Here is a 15,430-nt window from a genome sequence, read left to right on the forward strand (position 1 = left end):
TGGCGAGTGGACGCCGCCGCCCGCCGCGCCCGGCCCGGCTGCCCCTGTCAAACCGCCTGTAACCGGATTTATCGTCCTGCCGCTGAGTCAACACTTCTCATCCGGCCCGCCTCGCCGAGGCAAGGCCCGTCCTCACCCGACCGAGGATGAGGGGTGATCAGCCGACGGGACGGCCGACGCCGAGGTCGGCACGAGGACCGCGCGCATGTCGGACGCCCGTCGAACCGCTCCCGACGGTGAAGGAAACAGGCATGAAGACACCGGGCAAAGCACCGGGCAGAACGCGGAGATGGCTGCTCCCGGCGGTCGGCGCGGCGGTGGTCGCGCTCACTCCCGCGATCCCCGCCGCCATGGCCGACGACGGTGGAGGCGCCGCCAAGGTCGCGGCGTGTTCGGACGGCACGACCGTCACCACGGACAAGGGCCCCGTCTGCGGCACCATCGCCGACGGCGTCAAGACGTGGCTCGGCGTCCCGTACGCGGCGCCGCCCCTCGCCAACCTCCGCTGGGCCGCGCCGCAGCCGCACGCGGCGTGGACGACCCCCATCCAGGCCACCGACCAGGGCCAGCCCTGCGCGCAGCCGGCCGGGCTCGGCAACCAGTCCACCAACGAGGACTGCCTGAAGGTCAACATCACGGCGCCGCAGAACGCCACCGGCCCGCTGCCGGTGATGGTCGAGCTGCACGGCGGCGGCTTCAGGTTCGGCGGGCCGTCCGACGGCAAGACCCTGGTCAAGGCCGGGCCGGTCATCCACGTCGGCGTCCGCTACCGGCTCAACGTGATGGGCTTCCTCGCGCACAAGGGCTTCGGCGAGCACGCGGGCAACTACGCGTTCCGCGACCAGCAGGCCGCGCTGCGCTGGGTCCAGACCAACATCGCGAAGTTCGGCGGCGACCCGAAGAACGTGACGATCTTCGGCGCGTCCGCGGGCGGGTCGAGCGTGTGCGCCAACGCCGTCTCGCCGGGCTCGAAGGGGCTCTTCCAGAAGGGCATCCCGCAGAGCGGCGAGTACAACTCGCGGCTCGGCAACGACGTCCAGTGGCAGCCGCAGGACTGCGCCGCCAAGCTGCCGACCGAGGCCGAGGCGCAGGCGGCGGGTGACCGCTTCGCCGCGGCCGTGGGCTGCGGGAACGTCGCCGACGCGGCGGCGTGCCTGCGGGCCGTCCCGGTGGAGAAGCTGCTCCAGCAGTCCGGCCGGGGCGTCGGCGCGGACGTCGGCACCCAGGGCCCCGTCGTGGACGGCGAGGTCCTCCCGCAGTCGCCCGGCCAGGCGTTCGCCGACGGCAACATCAACGACATCGTGATGATGCACGGGGTGAACCGCGACGAGACGCAGCTCCCGGCCGCCACCACGCCAGAGCAGTACAAGACGAACGTCCAGCAGCAGTACGGGCCGATCGCGGACCAGGTCATGAAGCTGTACCCGATCGAGCGGTTCCCGGACCCCACCGGGTTCATCGCCTACCGGACGATCGTGGCCGACTCCAACTCCGTCTGCCCCGCGCTGGTCATCGACCAGCGGATGGCCAAGAAGATCAAGGTGTACGCGTGGCAGAACGACAACGCCGACGCGCCGCCGATGTTCTTCCTCGACAAGACGAAGCCGAACGGCGCCTACCACATCAGCGAAAGCATGTACCTCAGCCCGATGCCGAACCAGGCCGAGCTGACGCCGAACCAGAAGGCGCTCGCCGCGCAGGTCGTCTCCCAGTGGACGGGCTTCGCCCGCACCGGGACGCCCGAGGTGCCCGGCACGCCCGCGTGGACGCCGTTCACCACGTCCGACAACGCGGTGCTCTCGCTGGTCTCGGCCGGTGACAGCGAGCTGACGAGGGAGATCTCGCGGCAGCACCACTGCGACTTCTGGTCGAAGTACGTCGCGTTCAAGAAGTGAGTTGTTGTGGGATGCCGCAACGTGTGCCGTACGTGCCAGATGTCGCACCCGCCCCTTGATCGTCCCCGGCCGCGCGGATTCCATGAAGCCATGGGAGCCACAGTGATCGTGGTCGTCGTGCGGTCCGGGGAAGGCGGGGACCGCAGGGACGACGGCGCCGACGAGCTGATTCCCGTCGGGCTGGGGCGCGCGGTCCGGTTCGTCCGGCGGTCGGACGTCCGGTACGCCGAGGCGCAGGGCGACTACGCGCGCCTGTACACGCAGGCGGGCAGCCACCTCGTCCGGGTCTCCCTCGCGGCCCTTGAGGAGGCTTGGGGGGACGCGGGCTTCGTCCGCATCCACCGGTCGCACCTGGTCTCGCTCGCGCACGTCGACGAGATGGTCGTCGAGTCGGGGCGGTGCACGCTCCGGGTCGGCGGCGCGCGGTTGACCGTGAGCCGGCGCAACACGGGCGCGCTCCGGGACCGGCTGGTCCGGGGCGTGCTGCCTGGGGCATCCCGCAACGCCCGGGCACCGCGGGGAGCGCGCGACCCCCGCGGTTCCCGGGCCCTGCCCAGCCCCTGAGACCAGCCCCTGAGACACGCTGAAAGACTCCCGCTCCCGGGCCGTCGGCTCGTGGGCTGCCAAGCTCCTGGCCCCAGAGGGTCCGGATGATCTGAGGCCCCGCACCCGGGGCCTCGCACCCCCGCCAGCCTCGGACCCACGATCGCCTCCGGGCCCGAGGCGTCCAGCTCCCGAAGGGAAAACGAGACATGCGTCTCACGAGACGTGCGGCGGCGCTGGTCGCCGCCGCGTGCCTGGTCGTGAGCGGAGCCGTCGCCTCCGGGCCGGCCGCGTCCGGGCGCCCGCGCGCCGCGGACTGGCCGTCCTGGCAGAAGGACCTGAACGGCACCCGCTACAACCCGGCCGAACGCGCCATCACGCCGGAGAACGTCGGCAACCTGAAGCTCAAGTGGGCGTTCGGCTTCCCGAAGCAGGCCGGCTCCCCGCACAGCCAGCCCGCCGTCGTCGGCGACACGATCTACTTCGGCGGCCCGGACGGGATCTACCGCGCGGCCGACGCCAAGACCGGCAAGGTGAAGTGGCAGTTCAACGTCGGCACCGTCGGCACCGGCCAGGCGCAGGTCCGCGACGGCGCCGCCGTGGCCAACGGCAAGGTGTTCTTCGGCGACACCCGCGGCTACTTCTTCGCCGTGGACCAGGCGACCGGCAAGCTCGCCTGGTCGCAGCGCGTCGACACCACCATCAGCGCCAACACGACCAGCTCCCCGATCGTGTTCGAGGGCCGGGTCTACGTCGGCGTGTCCAGCGGCGAGAACATCCTCGGCAAGGACCACGCCTGCTGCACGTTCCGCGGCCACCTCGACGCGATGGACGTCAACACCGGCAAGCTCGACTGGCGCTACTACACCGTCCCCGAGCCGAAGCAGAACGGCACCTGGCCGAACGGCCAGCCCCGCTACGAGCCGTCCGGCGCCGGCGTGTGGAGCACCCCGTCGATCGACCCGGAGACGAAGACCATCTACGTCGGCACCGGCCAGAACTACACCGGCAGCGGCGGGCACTTCGACTCCGTCCTGGCGCTTGACACGGCGACGGGCAAGGAGCGCTGGACGCGCAAGATGACCGACGTCGACACCTGGCGCCGGGAGTGCAACAGCCAGTCCCCCGAGGACCAGAAGTACTGCCCGAACCTGAAGGACGGCACCGCGCTGGACTTCGACCTCGGCGCGGCCCCGAACGTGTTCACCGCGGGCGGCAAGCGGCTGATCGGCATCGGCCAGAAGGTCGGCGTCTACCACGTCCTCGACGCGGCCACCGGCGACATCGTGTGGCAGCGCCAGCTCTCCACCCCGATGCCGGGCGGCGGGCTGAGCGGCATCCAGTGGGGGACGAGCTTCGACGGGCAGCGCCTCTACGTCGCCACCTACATGGGCAACCCGGGCACGCTGTACGCGATCGACCCCGCCAACGGCCACGTCATCTGGAGCACGCCGAACCCGTCGGACGGCTGCACCACCGGCGGCGCGGCCCAGTACCCGAACGTGTGCAAGCTCGCCCACCCGCCCGCGGTGTCGAGCACGCCCGGCATCGTCTGGGAGGGCAGCGGCGACGGCAAGTTCCGCGCCTACTCGGCCGAGACCGGCAAGGTGCTGTGGGCGTTCGACACGATCGCGGACTTCCCGACCGTCAACGGCGGCACCGGACGGGGCGGCGCCCTCTCCGGCGGCGGCGGCGCGGTCATCGCCAACGGGATGGTCTACGTCCTGACCGGCGAGATGTTCGTGAACTACCCGAATGACAAGGGCTACGTCCTGCTGGCCTTCGGCCAGTGATCGAGTGATCGCGCCCTGAAACGCGCGGGCGGCGTCGTGCACGGCGCCGCCCGCGTCCTTTACCGGCGGCGGGCGTCGGTGAAGACGCCGATGCCGTTCGCGACCGCCCGTTCCTCGCCGTCCGAGGGGACGTTGCGGACGTCGGTCCCGTCGCCGTCGCGGGTGACGACCGTGGACGAGCCGCCGCCGTCGAGGTTCACCGCGTCGTCGGCGCCGACCCCGTCCAGCAGGGACGCCAGCTCGGCGACCGTCACCCCGGCGCTCTCGGCGGAGCGCCCGTCGACCACGACGAGGAACACGCGGCGGCCGTCGCGGCTCACCCCGGCCGCCGTGCGCGGGGCCGGGCCCTTCGGGTCGAGGCCCTGGAGGGGCTCGCCGTCCCGCAGGATCGGGAACCCGCCCACCGCGAAGCGATAGCGGGCGCCGAACCCATAGTCGACCTTCACCCTGTCGCCGGGCCTGAGGCGGCGCAGGTCGTCCGCGCCCTTCTCGCGTCCGACCAGCACGACCGTGTCGGCGGGGATCGCGCCCGCGCCGACCTCGCCCGCCACCGCCGTGACGACGCCCCGCCGGACGGTCACCTCCGCCGTGTCGGTGCTGCACGGGGCGTTGCGGGCGGTGTCCGTTCCGCACACCGCGCGCCGCCGCGACACCGCGCCCCAGTCGGCGGTGAACGCGCCCGCGCTCCCGACCGGGATCGCGTACTGGTTGAGGCCGCGCAGCGCCACCTCGACGCCCTTCCTGCGGCCGCCGTCCGTGCGGACGACGCCGGTCAGGTGGAGGCGCTCCACGCGGGCCCGGCCGTCGGCGGCGATCCCGACGACGTCCTCGGCGGACGTGCCGGGCGGTAGCGCCGGGCCGAACCGCTGGCCGTCCGGCACCGCGCCCTTGAGCGGCCGCCCGGCGTCCACCTCCGGACCGGACGACGACCCGGTCGGCGGCACCCCGGGGTGCGTCTCGCTGATGTTGAAGAAGTCGCCGTTGATCCCGGCGACGGCCCGCTGGGCCTCCGCCATCTCCGACACCGTCCGCCGCTGCGCGATCGCGGGCGGGTGCAGCAGGCCCACGCGCACGCCCGGGCTGCTCAGGTCCACGTTCACCAGGTAGCCGACGACCGGGCCGCCGACGCCGGTCGTCTCGAACGTCCGGAACTCCACGCCCGGCGCCGGGCGGCTCGCCGACGTGAACCGCAGCGCCCCGACCCGGGCGGACGGCGGCAGCGCCCGCGCCCGCGCGTCCGGCCGCTCGCCCGAACCGGCGCCGTCCGCGCCCGGCACGCCGGGCACGACCGGCGCGCCCGCGGCCGCCGGGACGACCCCGACCACGACGACCCCGACCACGGCGGCGGCCGCCCCGACCAGCACTCTTCGCACCGCGACGCTCCTCTCAGCGGGAAACCAGGCCCGCTGATCATGACGCGCGGCGGATTAAGGCAGGGCGATCTCCGGCTCAACAATCCCCGAAGATCGCGTTGCCCCGGTCACGGGACGCGGGCGACGCCGCAGAACGCGTCCACCTCGGGCGGCTCGGCGAACGGGGACGGCTCGGGCCGCCACCGCGACACCGTGACCACGCCCGGCTCCAGCAGCTCCAGGCCGCTGAAGTAGCCGGTGATCCGCTCGGGGGAGCGCAGGTTGTAGGCGATGCCGCCCGCCTCGACGTAGCGGGCGATCGCGCGGGCGCGGGCGCTCTCGTCGACGCCGTCCGCGCCCGGCGTCCCGACGACGTCGGTGCCGTCGTTGATCACGACGTGGCTGCCGGGGGCGAGCGCCGCGACCAGGCGGCCGAGGACGCCCTCCGGGTCCTCCTCGTCGGTGAGGTGGCCGAGGATGCCGAGCAGGAGCAGCGCCACCGGACGGTCGAAGTCGAGGGTCTCGGCGGCGCTCGCGAGGATCGCGTCCGGGTCGCGGATGTCGGCGTCCACGTAGGCCGTGGCGCCCTCCGGCGTGGACGTGAGCAGCGCGCGGGCGTGGACGAGCACCAGCGGGTCGTTGTCGACGTAGACGATGCGGGCGTCGGGCGCGACGCGCTGCGCCACCTCGTGCGTGTTGTCGACGGTCGGGAGGCCGGTGCCGACGTCCAGGAACTGCCGCACCCCCGCCTCGCCCGCCAGGTACCGGACGGCGCGGCCGAGGAACGCCCGCGAATGGCGCGCGATGTCGACCTGCCCCGGAAAGATGCTGACGAACTCGTCCCCGACCTCGCGGTCGACCGGGTAGTTGTCCTTGCCGCCCAGCCAGTGGTTCCAGATGCGCGCCGAGTGCGGGACGGACGTGTCGATCTCCGGATGCCCCGTCATGGGCCCCTCCAACGCGGGGGAGTCGTGGTCGCCGCGAGTTTCCCACGGCCGGACGGTCTTCGCGAGGGACGATGCGGCCGGGTGGGAGATTCCACCCACCCGGCCCCAGGCCACCCGTCAGGTCATGTGGACCTTGGTCCTGTTGACGGTCTGCGCGGAGGCGATGTCCACCTGCTCCGCAGCGCCCGCCTGACCCGCGGGCAGGACAACGGCGGCCGCGAAGACCGCGGCCGCCAGCAGAAGACGCTTCGTCATCGAAGAAAGGTCTCCCATGCATATATGTGATTCACCGGGGTGATCCCCGTTGCTGGTGCGCCAGATTACCCCGCCTCGTCACCCCATGTACGGCAAATGGACATCGCCTTGGTAAGACGGCTTGTCGGAGCCTTGGTGGGGGCTGGTCCCTTTTGTCTAGGTGCCGGTGATCTCGTCCGTGTCGGCGAGACGTTCGCGGAGGTCGTCGGCGGGCAGGCCGATGGACTCGAACACCCGGACCGCGCGGCGCCAGTGCTCGCGGGCGGCGTCCTGGCCCTGGACGTGCAGCAGCGCCGTGCCGAGCCCTTCCAGCGCCTTGCCGATCTCGAACGGGACGCCTATCTCGGTCGCGAGCGCGTGCGCCCGCCGCAGATGGTCGACGGCCGCCGGATACCGGCCGGACGCCGCCAGCGTCTCCCCGAGATGGCGGAGCGCGAGGGTCTCCTCATAGCGTTCGCTAATGGCGCGGGAAATGGCCAATGCGCGCTCGTGGTGGATGAGCGCCTCGCCGTACCGGCCGATGTCGTGGAAGGTCGCGCCGATGCCGATCAGCGTCTCGACGGAACTGCGCCTGTCGCCGATCTCCATGGAGATGGCGAGCGCCTTGCGGTAATTCAGCAGCGCGGCCTCGGGCTCGTCGGTGTGCCGGTGCACGTTGGCCATGTTGATCAGTGAGATCGCCTGGTGCTGGCGGCCGAGTTCGGCCGCGGCGGCGGCCGTCCGCTCGTAGTAGTCCACCGCGCGGTCGACGTCGCCCATGCGGAGCAGCAGGTCGCCCATGTTGTTGAGCGCCATCGTCCGGCCGCGCGGGTCGTCCAGCTCGGTGAACATGTCGATCGCCCGCAGCCGCAGCCGCTCGGCCTCCCGGTGGTCGCCGGTGTACTCCAGGAAGATCGCGGTGTGGTCGAGGCCGCGCGCCTCGCCGTGCCGGTCGCCCACGGCGCGGCGGATGTCCAGCGCCTCCCGGCAGCGCTCCAGCGCCTCGGGGAAACGCGACTGGTGCCAGTGGACCAGGCTCAGATGGCCGAGGACGTCGGCCTCGCCGCGCCGGTCGCCGAGGGCGCGGTAGATCGCCAGCGCCTCCTCGGCGTCCTCGCGCGCCGCGCCGTACTCGCCGCCGCGGAACCGGATGAGGCTGCGGTCGGCGAGCGCCCGGGCGGTGCCGGGCGCGTCGTCCAGACCGCGCAGCGCGGCGATCGCGCGGGTGTGCAGGCGCGCCGCCGCGTCCCACCGGCCGCGCGCCTCCAGGTGCCCGGCGAGGGCGTGCGCGAGCCCGGCGACGTGCGCGGGCAGGCCGCTGCGGTCCGCCTCGGCGGCGGCGTTCAGCAGGCAGTCGTGCTCGGCGGTGAGCCAGGCCGCGGCCCGCGCCTCGTCCGCGAACTCGGGCAGCTCGGGGGCCGGATGGCGGATCCGGACGCGGTCCGCCGGCCGGTGCGGGGACAGCAGCCGGTCCGCCCGGTCCGCCGCCGCGAGGTAGTAGTCGAGGATCCGGTGGACGGTCCGGCGCCGCTCGTCCGCCGGGTCGACCTCGCGCGCGAGCCGCCGCGCGTAGTCGTGGACGAGGTCGTGGAACCGGTACCGCCCGCCGACCGGCTCGGTGATCAGGTGCCGGTCGAGCAGCTCCTCCAGCACCCGCTCGGCCTCCCGGACGGGACGGCCGAGCGCCGCCGCCGCGGCCTGCGCCGTCAGGTCCGGCCCCGGGTGCAGGCCGAACGCGCGGAACGCCTCGCGCAGCCGCGGCGGCAGCCCGCGGTAGGAGACCTCGAACACCGCCGTGATCTCGTGGCCCTCGTCGCGCAGCTCGTCCAGCCGCCGGTCGCCGGGGCCGAGCCGGGCGAGCAGGTCGCCGACGCCCCAGGCGCGGCGGTGCCGCAGCCTGCTCGCCGCCATCCGCACCGCGAGCGGCAGCCGCCCGCAGCGCCCGACGACGGCGGTGAGGTCGGCGTCGGTGCCCGCGCGGCCCGGCCCGGCGACGGTCGTGAACAGCGCGATCGCGTCCCGGACGGGCAGCACCTCCAGCGACAGCGGGACCGAGTCGTGCAGCCCGGTCAGCCGCCGCCTGCTGGTCACCACCACCAGGCACCCGGCGGACGCGGGCAGCAGCGGCCGCACCTGCTCGTGGCTCGCGGCGTCGTCCAGGACGAGGAGCAGCCGCCCGCCCGCGAGCTGCGACCGCCACAGCGCGGACCGCTCGTCCAGCGAGCGCGGGACGCGGGTCGCGGGCACCCCGATCATGCGGAGCAGCGTGTCCAGCGCGGCGGCCGCGTCGACCGGCTCCTGCCGGGGGTCGTGCGCGTGCAGTTCGAGGAAGACGGCGCCGTCCGGGAATTGGCCCGCCAACCGGTGCGCCAGCCGCACGGCCAGCGCGGTCTTTCCCACTCCGGGCATTCCGTCAATGGCGATTACGGTCGTCGCCGAACCCGCCGGCGGCGCGGCGAAATCCGGTTCGCGGACGGTCGGCGCCGCGGTCAGCAGCCGCCGCAGCTCTTCCTCGCGGCCGACGAAGGCGCGCTGGTCGTACGGCAGATTGTGCGGACGCTGATCGACGTTCAACTGCGTCCCCGGAACGCGCAGCAGCGCCGGATCATTGCGCAGAATCCGTTGCTGCAATTCCTGTAACGCGGGCCCGATGTCGGTGCCGAACTCCTCGACGGTGCGGTCGTGGGCGGCGCGGTAGACGTCGAGGGCCTCGGCCGGGCGCCCGCACCGGTAGAGCGCGACCATGAGCCGCCCGATCGGCCGCTCGTCCAGCGGGAACCGCTCGGCCAGCTCCGCCAGCTCCCGGACGGTGTCGGAATGGTTGCCGCGGTGCAGCTCCAGGTCGATCCGCTCGATCGCGGCGGCCAGGTACTCGTCCTCCAGGGTCTGCCGGGTCCGCTCCGCCCAGTCGCCGGTCAGGTCGGCGAGCGGCGCGGCCCGCCACAGCTTGGCCGCGCGGCGGTGGTGGTCGAGGGCGTACTCGTCGTCGCCGCTCTCGGCGATGGCCCTGGCCTGGCCGCGCAGCAGCCGGAACTGGTGCAGGTCGACCGACTCGTCCGGCACGTCGATCAGATAGGCGCCCTGCCTGGACACCAGCGCGGCGCCGTCGACGTCCGCGAGCCGTCCCCGCAGCCGGGCCATGTAGGAGTAGAGGCCCTGCTTGGCCTTGGCGGGCGGGCGGTCGCCCCACACGCGCCGGATGAGGGAGTCGGCGGGCACCGGCTTTCGCGGGTTCAGCAGCAGGACCGCGAGGACGCACCGTTCCTTCGTCGTTCCGAGGTCGCGCCGCCGGCCGTCGGTCCACAGCTCAACGGGGCCTATCACGCGGAACTCCACCGGTGCCCCTTTGTGGAAATCTCCTCCTGAGCCGATTTTTGCATCATCCGTCCGGAATGGCCAGGCCCGAGCACGCCTCACTTGGCCACCATGGGACGGACAACTTGACAAGTCAGGACGATTGCAAGTTTTCGTCAAGTTCCCCGATCGACACTCGAATGCGGAGGGCAGGTCATTTCGATCTGCGACGGAGGAGAGCGGGTTACCGCATCCAAGGTCAAAGGAGGTTCATTGACGGGGATGTCCGGCTTCGAATGGCGTCGGGCCCTGACCGGGTTCGACCCGGGCTGGTGGGGCGGCCCGGGCGACCGGCGCACAGTGCTGATCGTGGTGGGCGCGCCCGTACCGGGGCAGCCCGTCCTCGACGTGGCGCGGCTCGCGGACGCGGACCCGCGGCTGCGCGTGGTGTGCGCGGCGGCTCCCGGGCCGTCCGCCGCCGCCGTGGAGGCGATGCTCCGGGACGCGGGCACGGCGCCGCTGTCCCGCCGGGACGCCGCGGGCGGCGGCTTCGGCCTCGCCGTGGCCGCGCCGCCGCGGGCGGCCGGGGCGGGGGCGCCGCTGGTCGTCCTGCCCGGGACGCCGCGGCCCGCCGCCCGCGGGCCGCGGGCGGTGTACGCGTGCGCGCACGACCTGGACCGTCCGGCCGGGGGCGCGCCGTCGGTCGTGGTCGGCGACGCCACGCACGACCGGCTGGTGGCGAGCCTGCCGCTGCGCGACTTCTACCGGCGGGCGCTCGGCGTGGGGGAGCGCGCCCGGCTCGTCGTCGTCGCGCTGCCCGACGCGACGCCCCGGTGCGCGGGCGCGGGGTGCCCGCCGGGGGACGCCGTGCGCCGCCTGCTCGGCGGGGTCGCGCCCGGCCACCACGTCCTCGGCGTCCCGGAGCCCGGGCCCGGCGCGTGCGACGCCGGGCTCGGCGCCCACCTGCGGAGCGGCCTGCGGCTCCTGCCGCCGGACGCGGACTGGCGCGCCGCGCTCGTCGCCGCCGACTGGATCGTCGGCGCGCCGGGCCCGGTCACCCGGTACGGGACGCTCGTCGGCGTCCCCGTCCTGCTCACCGGCACCGGCGCCGGAGAGGAGTGGGACGGCCCGCCCCGGCTCGTCCCGCACCGCCCGGTCGCCGCGCAGCTCGCCGAGGCGGCCGCGCGGTGGCGGCCGGAGCGCGTCCGTCCGGTGGCGGAGCGGATCACGTCCGCGCCCGGGCGGTTCGACCGCAACATGCGCCGCCTGATGTACGGGCTGCTGCGGCTGCCGCAGCCCGCCACCATCCCGGTGGCGGACCCGGTGTCGCCGCCGTACCGGATGGAGACGCCGTCCGCGCCGGTGTGCCCGGCGGGCCGCCCGAGCCGCGCCTGCCAGGGAGGGTGAGCATGGACTGCACGATGGACGCCTGGGCGTCCGGTCCCTTCGGCCTGGACGCGCCGCGCGGCTCGACGCTGCCCGCGCGGCGCACGGTCCTCGCCGTCGCGCACCACCTGACGGCCGCGACCCGGCTGTCGGACGTCATGCCGCTGCTGGAGAGCGACCGCCGGGTCGCCGTCGCCTACACGGCCGCGCCCGCGTCGCCGTTCACCGGCGGCCTGGACGAGTTCCTCCGCGACCTCGGCGGGTTCGTCATGCCGTGGTCGCAGGCCGTCCGGTCGCGCTTCGACCTCGTGGTCGCGGCGAGCCACGGGATGCTGGAGAACCTGCACGCCCCGGTGCTGACCGTGCCGCACGGCTCGGGGCCCGGCAAGCTGCTCGGCCGGCGGCCCGGCCTCGGCCCGCCCGCCGAGCGCCCCGTCACCGGGCTGATCCGGGAGCGGCTCGTCGTGGCCGGACGGGTGGTGCCGTCGTCGGTCGTCCTGCCGCACGACCGGCACCTGCTCGGGCTCGCCCGCGACTGCCCGGAGGCGCTGCCGGTCGCGTTCGTCGGCGGCGACCCGTGCCTGGACCGGCTCATGGCGAGCGTGCCGTACCGGGACGTGTACCGCAGGGCGCTCGGCGTCGGGCCGGACGAGTGCCTCGTGCTCGTCAGCTCCACCTGGTGCCCGGACTCGCTGCTCGGCAGCGACCCGGAGCTGCTGGACCGGATCGCGGCGGAGCTGCCGCGCGACCGGTACCGGGTCGTCGCCGCGCTCCACCCGCACATCTGGACGTGGCACAGCAGGCGGCAGGTCATGTCGTGGTACGCCGACTGCCGGCGGCTCGGCGTCCGGCTGCTCCCGCCCGAGGAGGGCTGGCGCGCCGCGCTGGTCGCCGCGGACCGGGTGATCGGCGACCACGGCTCGGTGACCTGCTACGGCGCGGCGCTCGGCGTCCCGGCGCTGCTCGGCGCCTTCGCCGAGGACAGCGTCGCGCCCGGCTCCCACGTCGCCCGGCTCGGCGCGGTCGCGCCGCGCGTCGACTGGGACCGGCCGCTGCCGCCGCAGGTGGACGACGCCGTCCACGCCTACGGGCCGCCGGTGCACGAGGCGCTCCGGCACGACCTCAGCTCGCGTCCGGGGCAGGCCGCCCGGCTCATCCGAGGGGAGATGTACCGGCTGCTGCGGCTGCCGGACCGGGACCGTCCGCCGGACGTGACACCCGTCCCGATGCCGGGCTCGGTGCCCTTCCCCGCGCTGCGGGCGGCGTGATGGGCGCGGACGTCGCGCTCGTCCGCGCCTGGGACGACCCCGCCGGGCTCCGTGCCCGGCGGGGCTCCGGCGCGGCGGGCGTCCTGATCGACGCCCCCGGGAGGGACCCGCTGCTCGTCAACCTGTGGCGCTCGCCCGTCCGCGACGACGCGGCGGCCTGCGGGACGGCGGCCGACGAGCATCTCGTGGCCGGGCCCGGCGAGACGTCCCGCGCCTGGCTGGCGTGCGCGGACGTGGTCGTCCGCCGCCCGGGCGGCGGCGCGCCGGGGGACTTCCCCGGGGCCCTGGTCGTCGCCGTCGCCGCGCGGCGGGAGTGCGTCGTCGCGGTGCGCGGGTGGCGGGCGCGGCTCGTCCCCGTCGCGGGCGGCGGATGCGGTGAGGGCGACGCGGCGTGCTACGCCTCGGCGCTGCACCTGTGGGTGTGCTCGGGCCGTCCGCTGGACGCGCTGGCCGGTGCGCGGCTCAGCGTCATCCGGGGTCAGGCGCCGGAGGCGGGGGGCGGCGTTCCGGCGAGCCGCGCCCTGACCGCCTCCGTGTGCGGCGAGCCGAGCCCGGCGTAGATCGCGAGGGCCCGTTCGAGGTTGCGGCGCTCGGCCGCCGCGTCGCCCCGGCGGGCCGCGACGACGGCGAGGTCGCGCAGCGCGTCGGCCTCCACGTGCGGCGCGCCCGCCGCGCGGGCGATCTCCAGCGCGCCGCGCAGCGCGTGCGCGGCCTCGTCCAGCCGTCCGGCGACGAGCCGTGCCCTGCCGAGGCAGGTCAGTGTGCGGGCGCGGTGGTACGGCTCGTCCAGGTCGGTGAACGCGGCGAGGACGGCGGTCAGCGTCTCGATGGCGGCGTCGTGCCGTCCGGCGGCGCTGAGCGCCTCGCCGATGTGCCGCCGCATCAGCGCGACGCCGCGCGGCCGGTCCAGCGCGGCGTGCACGTCGCGGGCCGCGCCGAACAGCTCCACCGCGCCGGACGGGTCGCCGTCGGCGAGCGCCGCGTTGCCGAGCCCTTCGAGGGCGGACGCCTCGCCGAGCCGGTGCCCGGTCGCCCGCTCCAGCTCCAGCGCCGCCTCGAAGCACGGCCGGGCGGCGCCGGTGTCGCGGAGGTTGAGGTGGGCCGTCCCGAGCCCTTCGAGCATCCGCGCCTCGGCCCGCCGGTCGGCGCACGCGGCGGCGGCGTCCCGGCCGAGCTCGTGCGTCCGGATCCACGACCGGTAGTGCTTGCGCTGGACGAACAGCGGCCACATCGCCTCGCAGAGCTGCCACGCCATCGGGTGCAGCCCGCCGGCGTGCGCCGCGCGCGCCACCGCGGACAGGTTCTGGTGCTCGCGTTCGAGCCAGTCGACGGCCTCCCGGCGGTCGGGGAAGACGTCCTCGCGGCGGACGGCCCCGTAGCGGGGGCCGAGGTGCCAGCGCCCGGGCAGCAGCGCGAGGTCGGCGGCGACCGCCGTCGTCAGGTACCAGTCGGCGAGCCGCGCGAACGCCGCCGCGCGGTCCGGCTCCGCGCCCGGCTCGCCCGCCTTGCCGCGCGCGTGCAGCCGGACGAGGTCGTGGAACCGGTACCGCTCGTCGGCGTCCTCCAGCAGGAGGCTCGCCTCGACGAGGCCCTGCAGCAGCTCCCGCGCGGCCTCCGCGCCGCGGTCGAGCAGCGACGCCGCGGCGGCCAGCCCGAGGTCGGGCCCCGGATGGACGCTGAGCAGCCGGTAGGCCCGCGCGTGCGGCTCGTCGAGCGCCTGGTAGGAGGCGTTGAACACGGCGTCCACGGAGATGTCGTCCTCACCGGCGCGCAGCGCCGCAAGGCGGCGCGCCTCGTCGTCGAGTTCGGCGACCGCGCGGGCGATCGGCCAGCGCCGCCGGGCGGCGAGCCGGGCCCCGGACGCGCAGACCGCGAGCGGCAGCGTCCCGCACAGCGCGACGAGCGACCGGGCCTGCTCGCGCTCCGCGCCGATCCGGTCCGGGCCGATGAGGCGCTCCAGCAGCTCCAGCGCGCCCCGCGTGCCGAGCGGCGGGACGTCGAGGAACCGCGCGCCGTCCACCACCAGCCCGGACAGCCGCCGCCGCGACGTCACGACGACCAGCGAGGAGCCCGCGCCGGGCAGCAGCGGCCTGACCTGCGCCGCCGACACCGCGTTGTCGAGCATCACGATCAGGCGGCGGCCGCTGGTCAGCGACCTGAACAGGGCGGCCTGCTCGTCCACGCCGGACGGCATGGCCTCCGCGCCGGTGCCGAGGGCCCGCAGGAAGCGGCCGAGCGGCTCGTCCGGCGGGAGCGGCTCGGCGCCGGAGAAGCCGCGCAGGTCGACGAACAGCTGGCCCTCGTAGCCGGACTTCACCTGGTGCAGCCAGGCCAGCGCGAGCGTCGTCTTGCCGACCCCGCCGGGGCCGTTGACGACCACGAGGCCGGCGCCGTCCGCGAGCGCCCGCAATTGCGCCAATTCGCCGTGCCGGTTCGCGAACAGCCCGGGGGCCGGGAGTTGCGCGGGCGGCGGAAGCGACGCCGCGAGCCCGGTGGTGATATGCACGCCGCCCGCGATGGAACCGGCCTGGACGCTGGAGCCCGCTATTGTCCCGGTGAGCTCGTTGGCGCGGATTTCCGGTTCGTCGGGAGACTGCACGATCCCATCCATCCCATCAGCGCCCGCTCGGCATCGGACCGCTTCGTCCGCACCTTACCCGCTGATAGCGTGGCCGGAATTAAAGCATGCATGAATTCGTTTATTTTGGCCTGTAAGAA

At 74.7% G+C, this 15,430-nt stretch carries 11 protein-coding genes; 6 read left to right on the top strand and 5 right to left on the bottom strand.

Going from position 1 to position 15,430, the window contains the following annotated elements:
- The first annotated feature begins 251 nt into the window (after nt 1-251).
- The 3 genes from ACH01S_RS26110 (at nt 252) to ACH01S_RS26120 (ending at nt 4,231) form a co-directional block, all read left to right on the top strand.
- Nucleotides 252-1,895 carry a carboxylesterase/lipase family protein gene (locus ACH01S_RS26110; RefSeq protein WP_067896788.1) on the top strand — a complete coding sequence of 548 codons (1,644 nt, stop codon included), beginning with the start codon at nt 252-254 and terminating at the stop codon, nt 1,893-1,895.
- A gap of 90 nt (nt 1,896-1,985) precedes the next feature.
- On the top strand, nt 1,986-2,459 hold the full coding sequence (locus ACH01S_RS26115; RefSeq protein WP_246198372.1) for a LytR/AlgR family response regulator transcription factor: 474 nt from the start codon (nt 1,986-1,988) through the stop codon (nt 2,457-2,459).
- A 188-nt stretch (nt 2,460-2,647) separates the two neighbouring features.
- Entirely contained in the window at nt 2,648-4,231 is a 1,584-nt protein-coding gene (locus ACH01S_RS26120; protein WP_067896795.1) for an outer membrane protein assembly factor BamB family protein, read from the top strand.
- 59 nt (nt 4,232-4,290) lie between these two features.
- On the opposite strand, the gene ACH01S_RS26125 is transcribed toward ACH01S_RS26120, so the two are convergent.
- The 4 genes from ACH01S_RS26125 to ACH01S_RS26135 all read right to left on the bottom strand — a co-directional run bounded on the left by ACH01S_RS26125 (nt 4,291) and on the right by ACH01S_RS26135 (nt 10,100).
- Nucleotides 4,291-5,604 (bottom strand): phosphodiester glycosidase family protein, encoded by a 1,314-nt coding sequence (locus tag ACH01S_RS26125; protein WP_218010397.1) that lies wholly within the window; start codon nt 5,602-5,604, stop codon nt 4,291-4,293.
- A 107-nt stretch (nt 5,605-5,711) separates the two neighbouring features.
- Nucleotides 5,712-6,530, bottom strand: a complete 819-nt coding sequence (locus ACH01S_RS26130) for an SAM-dependent methyltransferase (protein WP_067896798.1) — start codon at nt 6,528-6,530, stop codon at nt 5,712-5,714.
- 117 nt (nt 6,531-6,647) lie between these two features.
- Nucleotides 6,648-6,785 (bottom strand): hypothetical protein, encoded by a 138-nt coding sequence (locus tag ACH01S_RS43850; RefSeq protein ID WP_157406313.1) that lies wholly within the window; start codon nt 6,783-6,785, stop codon nt 6,648-6,650.
- Nucleotides 6,786-6,941: 156 nt separating this feature from the next.
- A complete protein-coding gene (locus ACH01S_RS26135; protein ID WP_067896801.1) occupies nt 6,942-10,100 on the bottom strand; it encodes an AfsR/SARP family transcriptional regulator in 3,159 nt (1,052 codons plus the stop codon).
- Between the two features lie 240 nt (nt 10,101-10,340).
- On the opposite strand from ACH01S_RS26135, the gene ACH01S_RS26140 reads away from it, so the two are divergent.
- Genes ACH01S_RS26140 through ACH01S_RS26150 form a run of 3 tightly spaced genes read left to right on the top strand, consistent with a single transcriptional unit; the run spans nt 10,341 to nt 13,272 of the window.
- Nucleotides 10,341-11,465, top strand: coding sequence for a hypothetical protein (locus ACH01S_RS26140; RefSeq protein WP_067896803.1), 1,125 nt, complete (start codon nt 10,341-10,343; stop codon nt 11,463-11,465).
- Nucleotides 11,466-11,467: 2 nt separating this feature from the next.
- A complete protein-coding gene (locus tag ACH01S_RS26145; protein ID WP_067896806.1) occupies nt 11,468-12,712 on the top strand; it encodes a hypothetical protein in 1,245 nt (414 codons plus the stop codon).
- Nucleotides 12,712-13,272, top strand: coding sequence for a hypothetical protein (locus tag ACH01S_RS26150; protein ID WP_067896809.1), 561 nt, complete (start codon nt 12,712-12,714; stop codon nt 13,270-13,272). Before ACH01S_RS26145 ends, ACH01S_RS26150 begins: the two co-directional genes overlap by 1 nt.
- Here ACH01S_RS26150 and ACH01S_RS26155 read toward each other — a convergent pair.
- Entirely contained in the window at nt 13,191-15,311 is a 2,121-nt protein-coding gene (locus ACH01S_RS26155; protein ID WP_169809355.1) for an ATP-binding protein, read from the bottom strand. The genes ACH01S_RS26150 and ACH01S_RS26155 overlap by 82 nt on opposite strands.
- Between the last annotated feature and the right edge of the window lie 119 nt (nt 15,312-15,430).

The sequence above is a fragment of the Actinomadura chibensis NBRC 106107 genome (assembly GCF_001552135.1).
Lineage (GTDB): Bacteria > Actinomycetota > Actinomycetes > Streptosporangiales > Streptosporangiaceae > Spirillospora > Spirillospora chibensis.